At 68.3% G+C, this 1,646-nt stretch carries 1 protein-coding gene; it reads right to left on the bottom strand.

Annotation, left to right across the window (positions count from 1 at the left end; genetic code table 11):
• On the bottom strand, positions 1 to 1,646 hold a 1,646-nt coding region (locus ABZ484_RS38690), incomplete at both ends, for an AAA family ATPase (RefSeq protein ID WP_358870632.1).

The following is a 1,646-nucleotide window of genomic DNA, read 5'->3' as shown; positions in this document are numbered from 1 at the left end:
GCCGCTGTTGTTTCGTCGCTCGGGGCGGGGTGGTGGACGGTGCAGTGGAGGGTGTCCTTGACGACGTCGGCGACGATGGTGTCGCCGGGTTCGGCGTCGCCGGCGAGCAGGAGGGTGGCGATGCGGTTGTCGAGTTCGGTCTGGATGGTGCGGCGCAGGGGGCGGGCGCCGAACTCGGGCTGGTGGCCGTGGGCGACGAGGAGTTTCCTGGCCGCCTCGGTGACCTCGAGTTTCATGCCCTGGGCGTGGACGCGGTGTTCGCTCTGGTCCAGCAGGTGGCCGACGATGTCGGACAGGTCGTCCTGGGTGAGGCTGTGGAAGAGGATGATGTCGTCGATGCGGTTGAGGAACTCGGGCAGGAACCGCGTGCGCAGCAGTTCCATGAGTTCGTCCTTGAGTTCGGTGACGTCGCCGTGGTGGTCGATGATGCGCTGGGCGCCGATGTTGGAGGTCATGATGATGACGGTGTGGCGGAAGTCGACGGTGCGTCCCTGGGCGTCGGTGAGGCGTCCGTCGTCGAGGATCTGCAGCAGGGTGTTGAACACGTCGGGGTGGGCCTTTTCGACCTCGTCGAACAGGATGACGCTGTAGGGCCGGCGGCGGACCTTCTCGGTGAGCTGTCCGGCTTCCTCGTAGCCGATGTATCCGGGCGGGGCGCCGACCAGGCGGGCGACGGTGTGCTTCTCCTGGAACTCGCTCATGTCGAAGCGGATCATGCGGTTCTCCTCGCCGAACAGCAGCTCGGCGAGGGTCTTGGCCAGCTCGGTCTTGCCCACTCCGGTGGGGCCCAGGAAGAGGAAGGAGCCGACCGGCCGGTTCGGGTCGCCCATGCCGGCGCGGTTGCGGCGTACCGCCTGGGACACGGCGGTGACGGCCTCGTCCTGGCCGACGATCCGCTCGTGCATCTCCTCCTCCAGCCGCAGCAGCCGGTCCTTCTCACTGGACGTCAGCTGCGCGACCGGGATCCCCGTCCGCCGCGAGACCACATCCGCGATGTCCGTGGCCGTCACCGACACCACGCCCTCGCGACGCTCCTGGATCCCGGCCAGTTCGGCCTCCGCCTGGTCGATCTGCTGTTTGATCTGGGAGGCCTTCTCGAAGTCCTCCACCGCCACCGCCTGGTCCTTCTCCCGCTGCAACCGCGCGATGCGGTCCTCCAGACCCACCAGCTCGGTGGAGCGGTCCGCGCCGCGCAGCCGCACCCGGGCGCCGGCCTGGTCCATGACGTCGATGGCCTTGTCGGGCAGGAACCGGTCGGAGATGTAGCGGTCGGACAGCTCGGCGGCCGCGGCCAGTGCCCCGTCGGCGAACCGCACCTGGTGATGCGCCTCGTAGGCGTCGCGCAGGCCCTCCAGGATCTGCACGGTCTCCTCCACGGTGGGTTCGGCGACCATCACCGGCTGGAACCTGCGCTCCAGAGCGGCGTCCTTCTCCACGTGCTTGCGGTACTCGTCGATGGTCGTGGCGCCCACGACGTGGAGTTCACCGCGGGCCAGGGCGGGCTTGAGCATGTTGGAGGCGTCCATCGACCCCTCACCCGTGGCACCGGCGCCCACGACGGTGTGCATCTCGTCGATGAACAGGATGACCTGCCCCTTGGCCGCCTGCACGTCCTCGATGACCTTCTTCAGCCGCTCCTCGAACTG

The organism is Streptomyces sp. NPDC006393 (assembly GCF_040628575.1).
GTDB lineage: Bacteria > Actinomycetota > Actinomycetes > Streptomycetales > Streptomycetaceae > Streptomyces.
This window is presented reverse-complemented; position numbering and strand designations above follow the sequence as displayed.